This is a genomic window from Candidatus Albibeggiatoa sp. nov. BB20, assembly GCA_016744725.1.
GTDB lineage: Bacteria > Pseudomonadota > Gammaproteobacteria > Beggiatoales > Beggiatoaceae > Albibeggiatoa.
The window spans coordinates 1-15925 of sequence record JADGDW010000113.1 but is presented as its reverse complement, the minus strand read 5'-3'; the positions used below and the strand labels follow the sequence as shown (position 1 = coordinate 15925).

The 15925-nt window shown below is 37.2% G+C and carries 9 protein-coding genes and 1 tRNA gene; 4 read left to right on the top strand and 6 right to left on the bottom strand.

The features are described from left to right. Positions 1-325: 325 nt before the first annotated feature. The 5 genes from ABXH34_RS12775 to ABXH34_RS12755 all read right to left on the bottom strand — a co-directional run bounded on the left by ABXH34_RS12775 (position 326) and on the right by ABXH34_RS12755 (position 12158). Positions 326-5080 carry a VWA domain-containing protein gene (locus tag ABXH34_RS12775; RefSeq protein ID WP_353572273.1) on the bottom strand — a complete coding sequence of 1585 codons (4755 nt, stop codon included), beginning with the start codon at positions 5078-5080 and terminating at the stop codon, positions 326-328. Positions 5081-5151: 71 nt separating this feature from the next. Beyond that, positions 5152-7827 (bottom strand): NHL repeat-containing protein, encoded by a 2676-nt coding sequence (locus tag ABXH34_RS12770; RefSeq protein ID WP_353572272.1) that lies wholly within the window; start codon positions 7825-7827, stop codon positions 5152-5154. 688 nt (positions 7828-8515) lie between these two features. Next, positions 8516-9286, bottom strand: coding sequence for an enoyl-ACP reductase FabI (locus ABXH34_RS12765; RefSeq protein ID WP_353572271.1), 771 nt, complete (start codon positions 9284-9286; stop codon positions 8516-8518). 63 nt (positions 9287-9349) lie between these two features. After that, a complete protein-coding gene (locus tag ABXH34_RS12760) occupies positions 9350-10228 on the bottom strand; it encodes an ATP-binding protein (RefSeq protein WP_353572270.1) in 879 nt (292 codons plus the stop codon). A gap of 157 nt (positions 10229-10385) precedes the next feature. Beyond that, complete coding sequence (locus tag ABXH34_RS12755; protein WP_353572269.1) at positions 10386-12158, bottom strand: tetratricopeptide repeat protein; 1773 nt, start codon at positions 12156-12158, stop codon at positions 10386-10388. Positions 12159-12478: 320 nt separating this feature from the next. Here ABXH34_RS12755 and ABXH34_RS12750 point away from each other — a divergent pair, with 320 nt between their 5' ends. Both ABXH34_RS12750 and ABXH34_RS12745 read left to right on the top strand, forming a co-directional pair. Beyond that, the gene (locus tag ABXH34_RS12750; RefSeq protein ID WP_353572268.1) at positions 12479-12652 is read left to right on the top strand and encodes a hypothetical protein; all 174 of its coding nucleotides are present in this window, start codon (positions 12479-12481) and stop codon (positions 12650-12652) included. Between the two features lie 74 nt (positions 12653-12726). Beyond that, entirely contained in the window at positions 12727-12945 is a 219-nt protein-coding gene (locus ABXH34_RS12745) for a nucleoside transporter C-terminal domain-containing protein (RefSeq protein ID WP_353572267.1), read from the top strand. Positions 12946-13028: 83 nt separating this feature from the next. Here the strand turns inward: ABXH34_RS12745 and msrA are convergent, their stop codons facing one another. Beyond that, entirely contained in the window at positions 13029-13499 is a 471-nt protein-coding gene (gene msrA, locus ABXH34_RS12740) for a peptide-methionine (S)-S-oxide reductase MsrA (protein ID WP_353572266.1), read from the bottom strand. Between the two features lie 75 nt (positions 13500-13574). On the opposite strand from msrA, the gene radA reads away from it, so the two are divergent. Together radA and ABXH34_RS12730 are read left to right on the top strand one after the other, a co-directional pair. Next, positions 13575-14939 carry a DNA repair protein RadA gene (gene radA, locus ABXH34_RS12735; protein ID WP_353572265.1) on the top strand — a complete coding sequence of 455 codons (1365 nt, stop codon included), beginning with the start codon at positions 13575-13577 and terminating at the stop codon, positions 14937-14939. A 55-nt stretch (positions 14940-14994) separates the two neighbouring features. Beyond that, positions 14995-15068: transfer RNA gene (locus ABXH34_RS12730), tRNA-Arg, on the top strand. Positions 15069-15925 lie beyond the last annotated feature (857 nt).

Below are 15925 nucleotides of genomic sequence, written 5' to 3'. Positions count from 1 at the left end.
CGCTATAACAGGATAAGTAATTGATTTAAAATAAATACCAGTTTTTTATAAAAAATAAACAGGTTACGTTATTTTTCAAAAGCATGGCTAAGGTATTAATATAAGAAGGAGTATTATATTTTTATATCTATATCTATATCTATATCTATATCTATATCTATATCTATATCTATATCCTATGGCTTTCATTATAAGCATTCTTTAAATTTTATGAGATAAATCTATTTATTAAATTAGTATAAAACAAAGGGATTTTATTTGGCACAATAAAAAAGCCTCTATTACGTAAAGTAAAAGAGGCTTCTTATTTGGAGTTAGTTAAATTTTATGGTTGTTGATAACCACGAATACCGTAAAAGATTGCACCGCATCCTTTAGTGCCAGTTACAGTAAATTCACCGTCTTCACAACCGAGATCACCTGTCCAACTATCAAAATATAGACCAGCTGGAGCTTGAGGAATCAATTTAAGTTGCGTACCACGTTTGAAGTAATAGAAGCATTGTCCTTCACCTTTATTACAATCAATACCTGCTGGTTGGCTAACAATATGTCCATTTGGACTGCCAACGAATATCCAGTAAGCATCAGCTAATGGAGGAGGTAAGAATACGCCTGTTTCGGGGTTGGTAGGCTCAAACCCTTCCTCATTACCATCATCACTACCTTTGCCATCATCTTTGACATTTTTGTTATCAGTACCTGTATTAATAGAAGTATCTTCAGGTGTTTCAATTGGCTCTGGATTAACTTGCTCAACAACTTCTTGTAGCGCGCCCATCATGTGAGTCACATATTCATCAATAGCACCTATGTCACCAGTTTTAACCCCTTCAGCATCGACCAAAATACCATCAGTTTGTTCAGCCATACATCCGTAGACTTGTTTGGCACTGGCAACTTCGCTGGCAAGAGTAGAGTCACATTGTAATGCCTCATCACTACGAGTACGACGACGTGTTAATTGACCAGATAAATTACCTGTAACACAATCACCAGTCAAAAAGCCATCAAATTTAACATTCTTGGTTTTCATTACGGTCAAAGATTCATCTGCATCTGTATCAGGATGAGCAGAAGCATCTGTAACAAGGATAATCCGTCCATTGTTATTGACTAAACTGACAGCCTGAATCATTGCAGAAACTGTATTTTCAGGGCAGAAGTATTTATCATTACCACCACTGACTTTGATATTTTGCAATAGTCGAATGACTGATTCTAAATTATCCGTAACAATCGTATCAGTCACTTCGTCTTTAAACAAAATCACACCCACTTTAGGTGCTTGCTTGCCATTGTTATCAAGTTCATCAGTTAATTGAGTTAAGGCTTCAATAACAGCTTGGATGTCATTGTCCATTGAACCTGTGGTATCAACTAAGAACATAATATCGGCACTGTCAAACGTCGTCACAGGGTTAATAACAGTTACTTTTCCTGTGCTAGTGACAGAGTCAAAGTGTTTAGCTGTTGTTTCCGCAGTATGCTGTTGTGTACCCGTGTGAGTTGCTTTTGCTGTAATGTAAAAAGTTGCGGTGCTATTTTCAGGAATAGGATTGAGATTACATGTCACAAGACCTGCATTATGCCCACAATTTCCAAGTTCACCAAGGTTTGCACTAATAAAGGAAACACCATTAGGTAATTGAAGTTTAACAACTGCATCTTCTGCAATAGCTGTACTGTATTTACCATTGATAACTCGCATTGTATAAACAAAATTACCATTTAATAGAGTGGGACTTGGAGATGCCCATGTAACCGCTCTGAAATAAGGATATACACGAGTTTGCAAGGTATCATCTTCTTCAGGATACTGCTGAGAAGTAAGATTTGCGTGAGTTGTTAATGTACCTGTCTGAGTTGGTAGTGTGTGTGTATCAACTACCCAATTTTGTCCAACAGGTAAATTATTCAATTGACAACTAATATTTGCAGTACCATCATAACTACATGTACCACCTTGCGTTTCAACATGTACATCGGCGTGACCTGTAGATAATGTCTGCGTTAATTGAATACCTGTTGCAGTTGTATGACCTTTGTTGCTAATCACTGTGGAATAAGTCAATAAAGGTTCGCCTTGTTCTACGATATTAGGCAGTCTCTCAATTGTAACATCAAGCGCAGAGCGTGGAGCTGGAACAGCAATCGTGACTTCTGGTGAATTATGACTAGTAATAAATTTGATAGGTTCAAATACATATCCATTCATATTCACTTTTAATGTATGCTCTTCTTCTGGTAAGCCTGTGATAAACCATTCACCATTCTCATCAGTTTTTGTGATAATACCGCCAGCTTCAACTTTTGCACCAACAAGAGGATTGCCTTGCTCGTCAAAGATTGCACCGCTTGCAGAGAACTTTCCTGTACTCACTGTCATATTAAGTACATGGTCTAATATAGCCAAGTCGCTTTCTCTATCTTGAGTTGTGACAAGGAAAAAGCCGCCTGTTTCTTCGCTTAATTCTTGATAGGCTAAAGCAGAATTTGAACTTTCATCACATGGTTTGGCAAGTAATACATGCGTTTTAATAAGGTTTTGTTGAAGCGTTTGGATAACCGCATCCATATCCTTAGTTGGATTAGTCGCTGTTGCTAAGAATAAATGAGCACCTTCTTTAAGGTTTGTTGCGGCATATTCGACTGCTTCAACTGAGTTCGAGTCACATGTATCTGATTCAGATGTTTGTAATGCTCGAATACGCCCAATAACTTCACCTAAATTATCAGTTACGACCCGTGTTGTTGCTACATTATTAGCAAATGTAATTAACTCAATAATGGGTAATGTTGGTGGCTCTTCGGGTTGAAATTGCTGTATGAACTCTAGGTAAGCGTTTTTAGTTGGCGGATTTTCTTCAGTAAATTGATTTAACCAATCTTCAAGTTCGCTATCAGTTGGAGAAATAGAACCTCTAGCAATCAATAGTTTTGTTAAGCTATCAGCAACATCATCAAGTTTGTCTTCGATGAGATAATGAGCATCTAATACAATGGATACATCTGCTTTTCTACCATCGCGTGGCGTAATAATTTCAGGTTGTTCAACACCAACTCGAATAATCGCTTGTTTTTTAACTGTTGGATCAGATTGAGATGTGACCGTGACTGTTAATTCTGATTGCTCATTAGTAAGCCCCGGTAAGCCTAGATTAAAGATAACATCTGAACGACGTAAACCATTTACATTAATTTCTGTTGGATATGTTGGGCTAAGCCAGCTTTTACCATCTTGTGCAGCAATTGTATAGGTATCTGCTTTGGGACCATTATTTAAGATTGTGACTTGAACTGGCAATACACTACTTGCTTGACTTTTTGCTTGGGCTTGATAATGTAAATCTGCAAAGTATAAGATTTTGCTAGGACTAACCGTAACTTCTGGTGCATCAGCTAAATCTTCCATAGTGACACCATCATCAAGTAATATATTGTCTGCATAGACTTCTACTTTTTCAGCAGCTTGGAATACTTTATTGCTTACACCACGTAAATCAATCGTGCTGTTTTCACCTACACTCAATACGATATTTTTGTGTGCTTGCACTGCATTAGGAGCAAGTCTACGCAAATCTACTTCAGCATCATCGCCAGCGTAGATATAAATAGTATTAGCATTCGTTAAACGAGTTGTTTCATCTACGGTTAATATGGTTGGTTCATAACGAATATATTCAGTTGGATACACTTCAGTATGATTGTAAGTTTGACCTTCACATCCTGCAGCAGCACCACCCAGATGGCTAAGATTGATACTGAGATTACCACCATGACCTCCTGCTACGTCAAATAGTTTTCCTGAGTAATTTCCTGTAAATGATGCAGAAGTTAAGAATCCTGCTTGTTTAACTTTCACCGTTTGTTTCCAACCGCCAACAGCTTCTGCACTACCACCACAGCCTGCTGTTAAATTACCAGAACTTTCAGATTCATTTAAGTTCCGAGCTGATATATGAACAGCACCACCATGTCCAGCATACGCATTACCATAAACAAACTGAGACCAACTTTTGAATAGAGTTGCATCACCACCTGCACCAGCAGACAATGAGCCTGAGTTTATAAATTCATTTGGGAAAATACCAATGTGACCACCGTCGCCACCCCAAGCATTTATGACCCCGCTGCCAGTTTCATAATAAGAATAAGGTTCATCATCTCCTCCACGTTTTGCATCGATAATGCCGTCATTGATAAAACGACCTGCAAAAATGCTAATAGTACCTGCATCAGTTGCATTGTAATAATTATTACCAATTATTGAACCAGTAACACCATTAGATGTTTCAATTGTACCCTTATTACGAATAACATTTGCAGTCAGTACTACATGGTTAGATGCGTTAGCGTTTTTATTTCGAGCAGTAGCAAGTGAACCCTCAATACATAAACCTGCTACCTGAATGCGTTGTTGATTACCTTCAGGCAATTGAACAGTATGCCCTTTCTTAATAAGGACAATATCAGTATCTTGTACTGTTTTGAGAAAGCCATTTTGGTCTCTCCATTTTCCTGTCCATTTACCACGAGTTCTTGTAGAAATAGCTGTCGCTTTAGTACTATCACACACATTAGCAGTAGATGATATAATCTCAGATGGTCTAACCATCACCATTGTATTTCTGGTATCTGAATTACCACTTGCTTTTACTGTTAGAGATGCCTCATACAGTCCTTGTTCAAAGTAGGCATGTTGTGGAGCAGGTACGTGAATCAATAAATTGTCATCTCCATCTTTAAAATAGCTACGACCTGTAGAAACACTCCCTGAAGAACTATCTCCATCCCCAAAATTCCATGTGTAACTTAATGAGTTTATCTGAATTTCATCAGATTGGTGATGTTTAGTTTTACATTTTTTAATGAACAATATTCTTTTACATTCTCTTGTTGTCCAGCGTTTAATATAACCAACACCAACGCTAGCTCCACCAAAACTAACATTCACGCCTTCTGTACCTGTTTGCTCAGCAGAGCTATTAATTAGCAAAGCTGAAGCAGAGTGACTGAAAAGTGCCCCTACCAGTACAGTTGAGGCAATGATGTGCTTCAACGATAAAATGTTCATCATTGATTCTCCTAAAATAATGATATTAAAAAAGCCCAAGTGAAATGGGTTATCTCACTTGGAATGGATAAAAATTAATAGTTGACACACGCCTTGTCAGAAATTGCTAATCCTTCAACATCATCGAAAGGCATTTCAACATCGCGCGTTATGACAGATTTGCAATCTGTTACATCAAACGCATGTAATTGGAAGCCCGTATGATGCGAACCAAGTAGCAAATACCCTTCTGAAGAAATGGCAAGGGGTAACTTGGTTAAAGCTTCTGTTTTATAAGGTAAGTTTGAGCAAAGTACTTGTGATTCACCTGTTGCAGGAATGTACTGCCATAACTGTGAACCAAAAGAGGCATACAGCGATGAATTATCAGCACTCCAAAGTAAATCACCAACTTTAAAAGAGAATGGAGCGATAAGTGTACCTTCGCCCGTATTTGAATTGATTTGTCCTAAACCATCATGTTCAGCCCATGCCCACAATACATCACCAGTCGCATCAAAAGTTAAACTGGTTACACCTTTAAATCCAGTTGTACCAATAGCAATCAAGTCACCTGTTTCTGGGTTGAACTGATACAAATAGCCTTTAGGACTACCTTGTGCATTATCACCTGATGCCACAAAAATCTGCTGTGTGATTGGGTGAATAGCCATCGCTTCAATATCATAACCTTGATGTAATTCTCCTAATTTGCGAGTTACATTTTCCACAAGGTCGTGTACGAAAAATTGGCTATCATTAAGAGCTTCATCTTGCACACCATATAATAAACATATAGGTTTGCTAACTAAAGCAGACTGAACTGTTGCAACGAAATCCATATATTTAGTTGTAACGCTTTCAGAATTAATATTCTCAAGGACATAATAATAAGTTTGATTGGCAGAAATTTGCTCATCTTTAAAGCTGTAAGTTGTCCCCCATTGAGTATCAGATTGGGCAGCAATCATTTCAGCATTAAGTTGAGTTAAATTAATTGGATTACCTGATGGATCAAGTTTGGTTGTACGCCAAATATTGAATCCTTGGTTACCAAATTCAGCAAGCGTAGCCCAAGTTAGAATATGATAAGAATCATGTGCAGCTCCCACAAGATAATCCAATGCTAATGTTGGAGGAGGTTCACAATTCAATGTATCCAATGAGTTACGTGGAATACGCCGAATAGCTCGTTTAGTATTTTTATCCTCGTCTTTTGGCTCTGTCCAAGCAGCAACTTTATTTGCACCTTTTTCTACTTTTTCTGCAATATCAATTGTCTTATCTAAAAAGGCATTAATTGCTGGAGAGCTGGTTTCCAAGAAGGTTGCAAGTTTTCCTGTAAAGGCAGAAATTGCACATAAGACAGGACATAGAGGTGGAAAAATAGGAGCTAATACTGCGGTAACAATACTGACAACTTTTAAGACTTTGGTAATGATGGGTAAAGCTTTTTTGATGAAATTGGCTATTTTGGCGACAAATTTAGCTATTTTAGCGACGAATTTAGCTATTTTATTAATGAAGTTACCGATACTCTTAAGAATATCCCACCGCAAGTTAGTTACTTCTATACAAGTACCGCTTTCATTATCAACAACGGTATAGTTACCTTGACTATCAATATAAACGGTTAAATTTTCAACTGTATCAGTAACAACATAGCTTTCATCATTAGGGTTATAAGTAGCAACTAAATCAGGAAACTCCTCATCTGTAATTGTATAATTATCGTCACCATTTAAGAGCAGCGAAACACCTTCAAATTCTTTATCTTGAACTATTTGAGTGCCATCTGGGGAAACAGATAAAGAAGCGTCAGGGTATTCACTATCTGAAACAACAAAATTACCATTATCATCTACACTGACAACATGATCAGGAAACTCTAAATCAGTGATTGTATAACTACCATTCTCCCCTAAAGTTGTTGTCACCGTTGGATATTGTTTATTGACTAACGAGACACTACCATCAGGATTTTTATTAACATTGAAGATATTTTCTGAGCCTGTGGTAGACACGTTTTGCCCAACTATAACTGTAAAATTATCATTATCAGCGCGAGTTCTTCTTGTATTATCGTCTCCACCACCTAATAGAGTGCTACCGTTTGGTGCAAGAAAAATTTCTGCTGCATTATTAGCTCCCGTGAATGATTCGATATCTAGTTGTTGAGTTTCCATTTGAGTCAGCGCTTTTGCATCATGACCTTCTGCCTTTGGCGTTGCTCTCAAACCATACTGCTCATTATAAATGATGACGCTATTATCCCGATTTTTCATAAACAAATCGCCAGATGTATCGCCTGATAAACCAAATAAAACTTGAACTGTTTCACCTTGTTTTGTCACAGAAATTTTATGTGGTGGCATAAACTCCTCTGCAAAGAATGGCGTGGTTAATTGCATATCCAATAAATCAGTGGAAATTTCATAATCACCAATGCTTTGAACTCTAAAGTAGAATTGACCATTTTCATCAGTTGTCGTATAGAAGCTACCCCCTTTACCTTGATTAATAAGAGTTAAATCTTCTAAATAGACATCATGTCCCATTCGGACAGATTCACCTTCTTCAAAATACCCATTTCCATTAGCATCGAGAAAAACAACACCAACAATGAGCGTTTCATCATTGGCACTACCCGCTATAGGAAAAAAGCTAAGGAATATAGCAATTAAACTCCAAATAAATAGATAACTAGATAATTGAGTCAATTTTTTAGGTGGACAGCAAGTATGATTATTGCTTAAGCTTAATGCAGACATGATGCACTCCTATGTTCAGGTATGTTGAGTTAGACATATCAAACCTCGTGGTTATGTATTGAGTCTAAAAATGGGACACTCTTTATTACTCGTCGAAGTATTAAGGAGCAATGTCCCTCTTTGTTCTTGTCTTTATTCAAGACGAAGAAATCTATTGCTTATTTTTAACATCATCATTAAATAATTAGATGGAGGTAAAATTTGAGCGACCAGTTGTGATGTTTATCTGGCATTTTGAATAAAAACAATTCCCACCATTTCATTATGATTTATCCTAATTTGATAAATATAGACAGCTAAACTTAGAGAACAATTGACTATCCAGTAAAAAACGGTCTACTTTGAATAGTCAACAAGGCATATTGGCAATGTCTTAAAAATTAAGACTGACAACTTTCAATTTTATTTTGCTGAATATCTAAAATTTTTTGAATTTCTACATCTATTAAAAACAAAAAAGCCCCATCTACATGTGTAAGTGAGGCTTTAACTTTAAGAAAGGGTTAATCAAACTATTGTTGTTGATAACCATGAATACCGTTTGGTTTAATTCAACCCAGTATGTAAGTACTTAAAAAACATAGCTAGAATGATTTAAAAACTGCCCAAAGTGTTGAACAGATAGAAATTGAAGGAGATAAGACAACATGAGGAGAGCACAAGCAAGATACTCATGCTCCTGAAAAAACTACATTGCAGTGGTGCTAAATCCACAATCTACATAAGTAATTTCACCTGTAATGCCTGACGCTAAATCAGAACATAAGAATGCAGCAGTATTACCCACTTCATCAGTTGTAACATTGCGCTTCAATGGTGTGCGATTTTTCACATAATCCAACATACTCTTAAAATCAGCGATGCCTGAAGCAGCTAAAGTACGAATAGGCCCTGCTGAAATCCCATTCACCCGAATTCCTTTTTCACCCAAGCTATACGCCATAAAACGCACGTTGGCTTCTAAACTGGCTTTGGCAAGACCCATCACATTGTAATTTGGCATTGAACGCACCGCGCCTAAATAACTTAAAGTCAACATTGAACCATTTTCTGATAGCATATCTTTGCCAGCTTTGGCCAAGGCTGAAAAGCTGTAAGAACTGATTTCATGCGCAGTTAAAAAGCCTTCACGGGTTGCATTTTCTAAATACGCGCCTTTCAACTCCTCACCCGGTGCAAATGCCACAGAATGAATAATGCTATCAAGCTTATCCCACGATTGTTTTAATGTTTCAAAAACCGCTGCAATTTCATTATCACTCGCAACATCGCAAGGCATTATAATGCTAGAATTAAATTCCGCCGCCATTTTGGTTACGCGATCTTTTAATTTTTCATTTTGATAAGTAAATGCTAATTCCGCGCCTTCACGGTGCATGGCTTTTGCAATGCCGTATGCAATTGAACGATTACTGGCTAAACCCACAATAAGTACACGTTTTCCTGCCAAAAATCCCATTGATTTCTCCTTGTTTTGATTCATTGCATCCGAATCTGATAGTTTAATCGTTTCTATGCAAAATCAACATTCCGAATGTAAAAATATTTCTTGTCCTGCCCAATCTCGAGCAAATTGCCATGCACTACGCCCACTGCGAGAACCGCGTGCCAATGCCCATTGTAATGCCGCTTTTTGCATTGCCGCTTTGTCGTATTCAGTCAAACCTAGCTCTTTTAGCCAATATTCCACAATCTCAAGATATTCTTCTTGTTTAAAAGGATAAAATGACAGCCAAATCCCAAATCGTTCTGACAATGAAATTTTTTCCTCAATCGCTTCGCTGAGATGTAATTCGCCTTCAACATGTTTGGATTGCACATTATCGCTCATATATTCAGGCATTAAGTGGCGACGGTTGGATGTAGCATAAATCAACACATTATCTGGTGCGGCACTGAGTGAGCCATCTAATATGCTTTTCAAGGCTTTATAACTGGCATCATCGTGTTCAAAAGACAAGTCATCACAGAAAATAACAAACCGATATTGCTGTTGTTGCAGGGTTTCGACAATATCAGGTAGATCAATTAAATCTTGTTTATCAACCTCAATTAAGCGTAAGCCTTTGTCAGCATATTGATTAAGCAATGCTTTGATTAACGAAGATTTTCCTGTACCACGAGAACCCCAGAGTAAAATATTATTGCTCGGTTTTTTGCGTAGAAATTGAACTGTATTGCGTTCACAAATATTTTTTTGATGTTCAATATCTTGCAAATCTTTTAATTGAATTTGATGTGGATTATTGATGGGATGAAAATAGCCGTGTCCTTCTTGTTTACGCCAACGGCACGCTAAAATATGTTCCCAATCAGGCGTGTCATTTTCATGTGAAAACTGATTCTCGAAAAAAGCCAGCAGTTTATCAATGCGTTTGAGGATTTTTTTAGATGTAGACATAATCAATTTGCCATCAAGAAGGTAAAAAGCGATATGCCATTATACTCAAGGCATCATTATGACGCTGAGAAAGCACAAAGCTATTTTTCAGTATTGGATAAAAATCGATGCTTTAGCCTTCGGGGATCAATTTAAGTTCTTAAAATAAGATAACTTATTAACGCATTCGGCGCACTTTCTCCAAATTCTGCAAAATAACCGTATTATGCGGATCAATAATCAACATATCTAAATATGTATTTTCAGCTTCTTGTAAACGTCCTGTTGCTGCGAAAATACTGGCCAAATTGGCACGTGCAGAAATACTGTTAGGATAAAACTGAAGCGCGGTTAAATAAGATTTTTCAGCTTCGCCAAATTGTTCCAACTCATAATAAATATTGCCTCGATTAATATGAAATTTAGCGCGGTTCAATATATCGATGCTTGGATTTTTGATGACTTGGTTGATAATATTTAATGCTTGTTGATACTGTTTAAGCTTTTTATAGGCAACCACTAGGTTTAATAATGTTTCAGCAGAATAAGTAGTACTACTTGAACCATCAGGATTTTCTAGTTTTGTTCCAGAACGTAATAAGGCTTTGATCCCTTCTTGTGGACGTTCAGCTTGAATCAAATGTTTTCCTAAAATCACCCATGCCCGTTTTTTTGATGGTGATTGCTCCACATTATCTTGCCACAATGCAATTGGATTGCGCCAAACTTGATTACGCATCCAAGTCATCGTGCCTAAAGTCATTGTGATGGCTAATACTAAAAGAATAGCGGTATTTCTATCCAACCAGCGTGGCACTTGAACCACTAACACCCAAGCACACAAGGCAAATAAGCCAAGATTAGGTAAATAAGTACGATGCTCAAACACTACATCCCGAATAGGAATTACGCTAGATTCAACAGCATGAGATAAGTAATAAAATAAAATCCCAAATGCGATGATAGGCCAGCGTCGTAAACTGAAAAATCCAATAATTAATAAGGTTAAATGACCCGCAAGTGCAAGTAAGGTTTGAGGATTAAATAGGGTTTCAGTAATTGGATAATCATAATCAATCTGCATTCCAACGGGATAGAAAAATAATTTAATATAAGTCCATAATACATTGAATTGTGTGGCTAAATAAGACTCTCTGGATATGGCAGTTGTTTCTTTGGTCAAGGCTTCCATTGCTTGCAAAGAGAATGGATTATATTGAAATGCTAAGGCAAGCATCACCCAAATCCCCACTAAACTGGCCATTGCAACACCACCAATAATCAGTAAACGACGCAAGTGATGTGGGAAAAAAACAAGTTCCATCAGTAATAAGCTAAATGGTAAAGTTGCTGTATTTTGTTTGGTGAGAATACCTAAACTCATACAGACAATTAACAAACTTATCCATGATAAGCGCGGCAGTATATTGGAGGTTAACCGGGCATAAACATAGGCCATCATTCCCAAGATATAAAATAAGGCTGCGAGCGAGGCCAAGCGTTGTACCACATAAGTGACAGCTTGAATTTGTAATGGATGCAATGCAAAGAATAAAGCCGTAATCAGCGGCAGCCATAATTGTGCAGCGGGTGATAGTTGGTCTTTTAAAGCAGGTGTGCGGACTAATCCTAATAATAATCCCCAAACTGCTAAACTGGCTAAAACATGAATACTGATGTTAACAATATGATAGCCATCGACTTGAAATTGATGTACTTGATAATTCAATGCAAAGCTTAAATAGCCAACTGTTCGCATCGGTGCAAATTGCCATAGCTCTTTAATTGTACCTTGCCATTGGTAAATAATGGGATTTTCTTGAATAGAGGAAAAGTCATCTAAATAGAATGGAACATCTAACGTGTGCCCATAAACACCGATGATAGCTAAGATAATAAACAAAAAATGCAACAATCGATGATTCAGGAGCGCAAATAATGCACTTTGCATAATTTAGGCCTCAATAAACTAGAAAAATATCGCTAGTATACAGATAAAGAGGCTATTATATGGGGGTATTTCTAGTAAAAATCGAGAGGCTGTTATTATCAACATTTGGGATGGCTTTTAGAAAATTCAAAATATTTTAATAAGTTATAATTCGCCTTATTATTTTTTAATCAATTAATTTTAATATATATTTTAAAAATGCCTGAACCCTTGTTATTATCCATCTTAAATCCAAAATCTATCTCAGCTTGTAGCATTGCATTATATTGTTGAGCCAATGAATCACATCATCATCTTTTCAAAATTGTAGCAAACCTAATATGATGCCAGTTCATTATGAAATAGACATATTGCTATTCAATATGATTGCACTGCTGATTGTGTTTGTCGCGCTGATTCATCTCAGTAATCAAGTCTTTGGTTTATTGCCTCAAGTTGCAAATGAGCCACTCACATTACAACGTGTACTTGGTTGGCTGATGTCATTGATATAGTCGTTTTATTTTAAAGTATAAAAGGACTGCCAGTCCAACACATAAACCAGGATTGACTATATATAGTATGGTTGATGGGAATACCTTGGGTTGAGGGGATCAAGACCATTCTCAATGAATTTATTACTTATATTCAATTAGCATGGGATGAAGAGTTGAGCCAATGCAGCCGTTTAATTATGATTTATGCGCTATGTGGCTTTGCCAATTTTGGTAGTTTAGGGATTATGATTGGGGGCTTAGGAACACTAGCTCCACAACGTAGAATTGAAATTGCGGAACTAAGTTATTAAATCCATCATTGCTGGCATGCTGGCTACTTGTATGGCTGGTGCTATTATAGGTATGTTTTATACTAATATTAGCTAAACATCTTTTATAGATGACAACTGAGCATCCCGCGTTTTTCTAAATAACGTTGATGATAATCTTCTGCTGGATAAAATTCGGCTACTGCTACAATTTCCGTGACTATCGGATTTGACCATACACCAGATTGATCTAGCTGTAATTTGGATAAAGTGGCCAATTGCTCCTGAATTGAAGTATGATAAAAAATAGCCGAGCGGTATTGTGTCCCTCTATCAGGCCCTTGGCTATTCAGCGTTGTCGGATTATGATTTTGCCAGAAAATACTTAATAATGTTTCATAATCAATTGTATTTTCATCATAAACAATTTCGATTGCCTCTGCATGTCCCGTGTTGCCTGAACATACTATCTCGTAACTGGGATTAGGTTGAGAGCCGCCTATATAGCCAACCCGTGTTTGTTGTACGCCATGTAAACTTTGAAAAGTCGCCTCAACGCCCCAAAAACATCCTGCTGCAAAAGTAGCAATTTCCATTGTGATCTCTCAATATGCTATGTTTGTTTTTTATTCAATGATACTGGTTTAGAACTTCTCAAGGCTTAATAATCAATGGCAAAGAAAAAAACAGCTTACACCTGCCAAAAATGCGGGGCAACTACTTATAAATGGCATGGGCAATGTCCAGACTGTAATGAGTGGAACTGTTTAATTGAAACGGTTGAAGAAGCTCCAACATCTCAACATAGTCGTTTTGTAGGTTACGCTGGTACGCAATCACAAGTGTGTTCACTCAATGCAGTGGCTACAGAAGAGCAAGCCCGTACTTCGTGTGGATTATCTGAATTAGATCGAGTGCTTGGTGGTGGTTTAGTATCAGGTTCAGTTGTTTTGATCGGTGGTGATCCTGGTATTGGTAAATCAACTTTGTTATTGCAGACGGTATCCGAATTAGGCTTAGCGACGAACAGTGCACCTTTGTATATTACAGGTGAAGAATCCCCTCAACAAGTAAGCCTTCGGGCACAACGTCTGGATTTAGATGTCAGCCGTGTCAAATTACTTACTGAAACCCAAATTGAGCGAATTATTCAAGTTGCCCAAAAAGAAAAACCTCGGGTGATGGTCGTGGATTCGATTCAAACCGTTTATACCAATATATTGCAATCAGCTCCAGGAGGTGTAGCACAAGTTCGTGAAAGTGCAGCGCAATTGGTTCGATTTGCTAAACAAACCCAAACAATGATTTTTTTAGTTGGTCATGTCACTAAAGATGGTGCATTAGCAGGGCCGCGAGTGTTAGAACACATGGTGGATACTGTTTTGTATTTTGAAGGAGATAGCAGCAGCCGGTTTCGAGTATTAAGAGCAATAAAAAATCGCTTTGGTGCAGTTAATGAATTAGGCGTGTTTGCGATGACCGATAGAGGCTTGCGTGAAATTAATAATCCATCAGCCATTTTCTTATCCCGACATGAAGAAGCGGTTTCAGGCAGTATTGTGATGGTAACGAGAGAAGGTACTCGCCCGATGCTTGTCGAAGTGCAAGCTTTGGTTGATGAGTCGCATACACCCAATCCTCGGCGCGTGACTGTGGGCTTAGATCAAAATCGTTTAGCAATGTTACTTGCCGTATTAAGTCGGCACGGAGGAGTTATAACCCACGATCAAGATGTTTTTGTTAACATTGTTGGCGGGGTTCGAATTAATGAAACAGCAGCAGATTTAGCGGTTATATTGTCTATTTTATCTAGCCTTAAAAATGCGGTTTTAGCACAGGATTTAGTGGTGTTTGGAGAGGTCGGTTTAGCAGGTGAAATACGCCCAGTTCCTAATGGAATAGAGAGGTTACGAGAGGCTGCAAAACATGGATTTAAGCGTGCAATTGTGCCTAAAGCCAACTTACCGAAGGAAGCGATAGAAGGCATTGAAATTACAGCAGTTACTCGTTTAATCGATGCAATTCATGCAGTTTGAGCTTTCATTTGCTTTTTATGTTTTCTCTATCTATAATGTTGCTTGTTTTAATTATGTCCCTATAGCATAACAGGATAATGCACTGGCCTCCTAAGCCGGAGATTCTAGGTTCAAATCCTAGTGGGGACGTATAAGCTTATTTATACGATATAAATTCTATTAAAACCTAATATCAGCCACTTCCCACCTTTTAAGCTATTACTGCTTGTATCAGTGATAAATTACCAATTCTAGTTTTAGATAAGTATTTAAATTTAAATACAATTGTGGAATTTTTTTAAAAAGTTGTATATAATTAGAGGTACAAAAAAAAGAAGCCCCTACCAAAAAGTAGATAGGGGATTTAATGGCGAGGGTATTAAAAACTACAAATTAAAAAGTTGGGGGCTTTGTTCTGAATGGGGAGGGTTTACCTACTTAAATTCAGGGTAAGCCAAATTTAGATAGGATTTACGAATCACCCCCAACGTTCTTTTTTCTTTGTGTTTAACACGAGAAGCTATTCTCTATTGTTGTTCTCTTTTCTCCAGCTCCTCTTAAGAAATTCTTGTTTGTCTCTGCGACTTGTTGAATACAAGTTTACACCCACTTTTCGAATTTTTGAAGGCCTGAAAGCTTATTTTATCTTTGATACCATCACAAACATCTTAGATTCAATATTTATTTTATTATTTATACGATTATTTATCTATAAACCTTTGATTTATATAAATTATATAAAACTTACCCCCAAATGTATATTTACAAGACCTTCAGTTTTCAACTAAGGTTGAATCATCTACATCTTTGATACAGTCACAACCTTCTTAGAACAGAGCATAACTACAATACTCTTATAATTAAGTAGTTATGTTTATCAATCACCCTGCAATCCAACTTAAGTTTATACTTTACTTAGCAATTTATTCAAAAACAACTCTTTGTTAAACGCACAAGCATCTTAGATTTAGTATTCAAATGCTGCTTTCCTTATAATACTGTTAACA

Excerpts from the sequence above, each read along its gene's own strand:
- ABXH34_RS12775 (WP_353572273.1), bottom strand. The coding sequence starts at position 5,080 with ATGATGAACATTTTATCGTTGAAGCACATCATTGCCTCAACTGTACTG.
- ABXH34_RS12770 (WP_353572272.1), bottom strand. The coding sequence starts at position 7,827 with ATGTCTGCATTAAGCTTAAGCAATAATCATACTTGCTGTCCACCTAAA.
- ABXH34_RS12765 (WP_353572271.1), bottom strand. The coding sequence starts at position 9,286 with ATGGGATTTTTGGCAGGAAAACGTGTACTTATTGTGGGTTTAGCCAGT.
- ABXH34_RS12760 (WP_353572270.1), bottom strand. The coding sequence starts at position 10,228 with ATGTCTACATCTAAAAAAATCCTCAAACGCATTGATAAACTGCTGGCT.
- ABXH34_RS12755 (WP_353572269.1), bottom strand. The coding sequence starts at position 12,158 with ATGCAAAGTGCATTATTTGCGCTCCTGAATCATCGATTGTTGCATTTT.
- ABXH34_RS12750 (WP_353572268.1), top strand. The coding sequence starts at position 12,479 with ATGATGCCAGTTCATTATGAAATAGACATATTGCTATTCAATATGATT.
- ABXH34_RS12745 (WP_353572267.1), top strand. The coding sequence starts at position 12,727 with ATGGGAATACCTTGGGTTGAGGGGATCAAGACCATTCTCAATGAATTT.
- msrA (WP_353572266.1), bottom strand. The coding sequence starts at position 13,499 with ATGGAAATTGCTACTTTTGCAGCAGGATGTTTTTGGGGCGTTGAGGCG.
- radA (WP_353572265.1), top strand. The coding sequence starts at position 13,575 with ATGGCAAAGAAAAAAACAGCTTACACCTGCCAAAAATGCGGGGCAACT.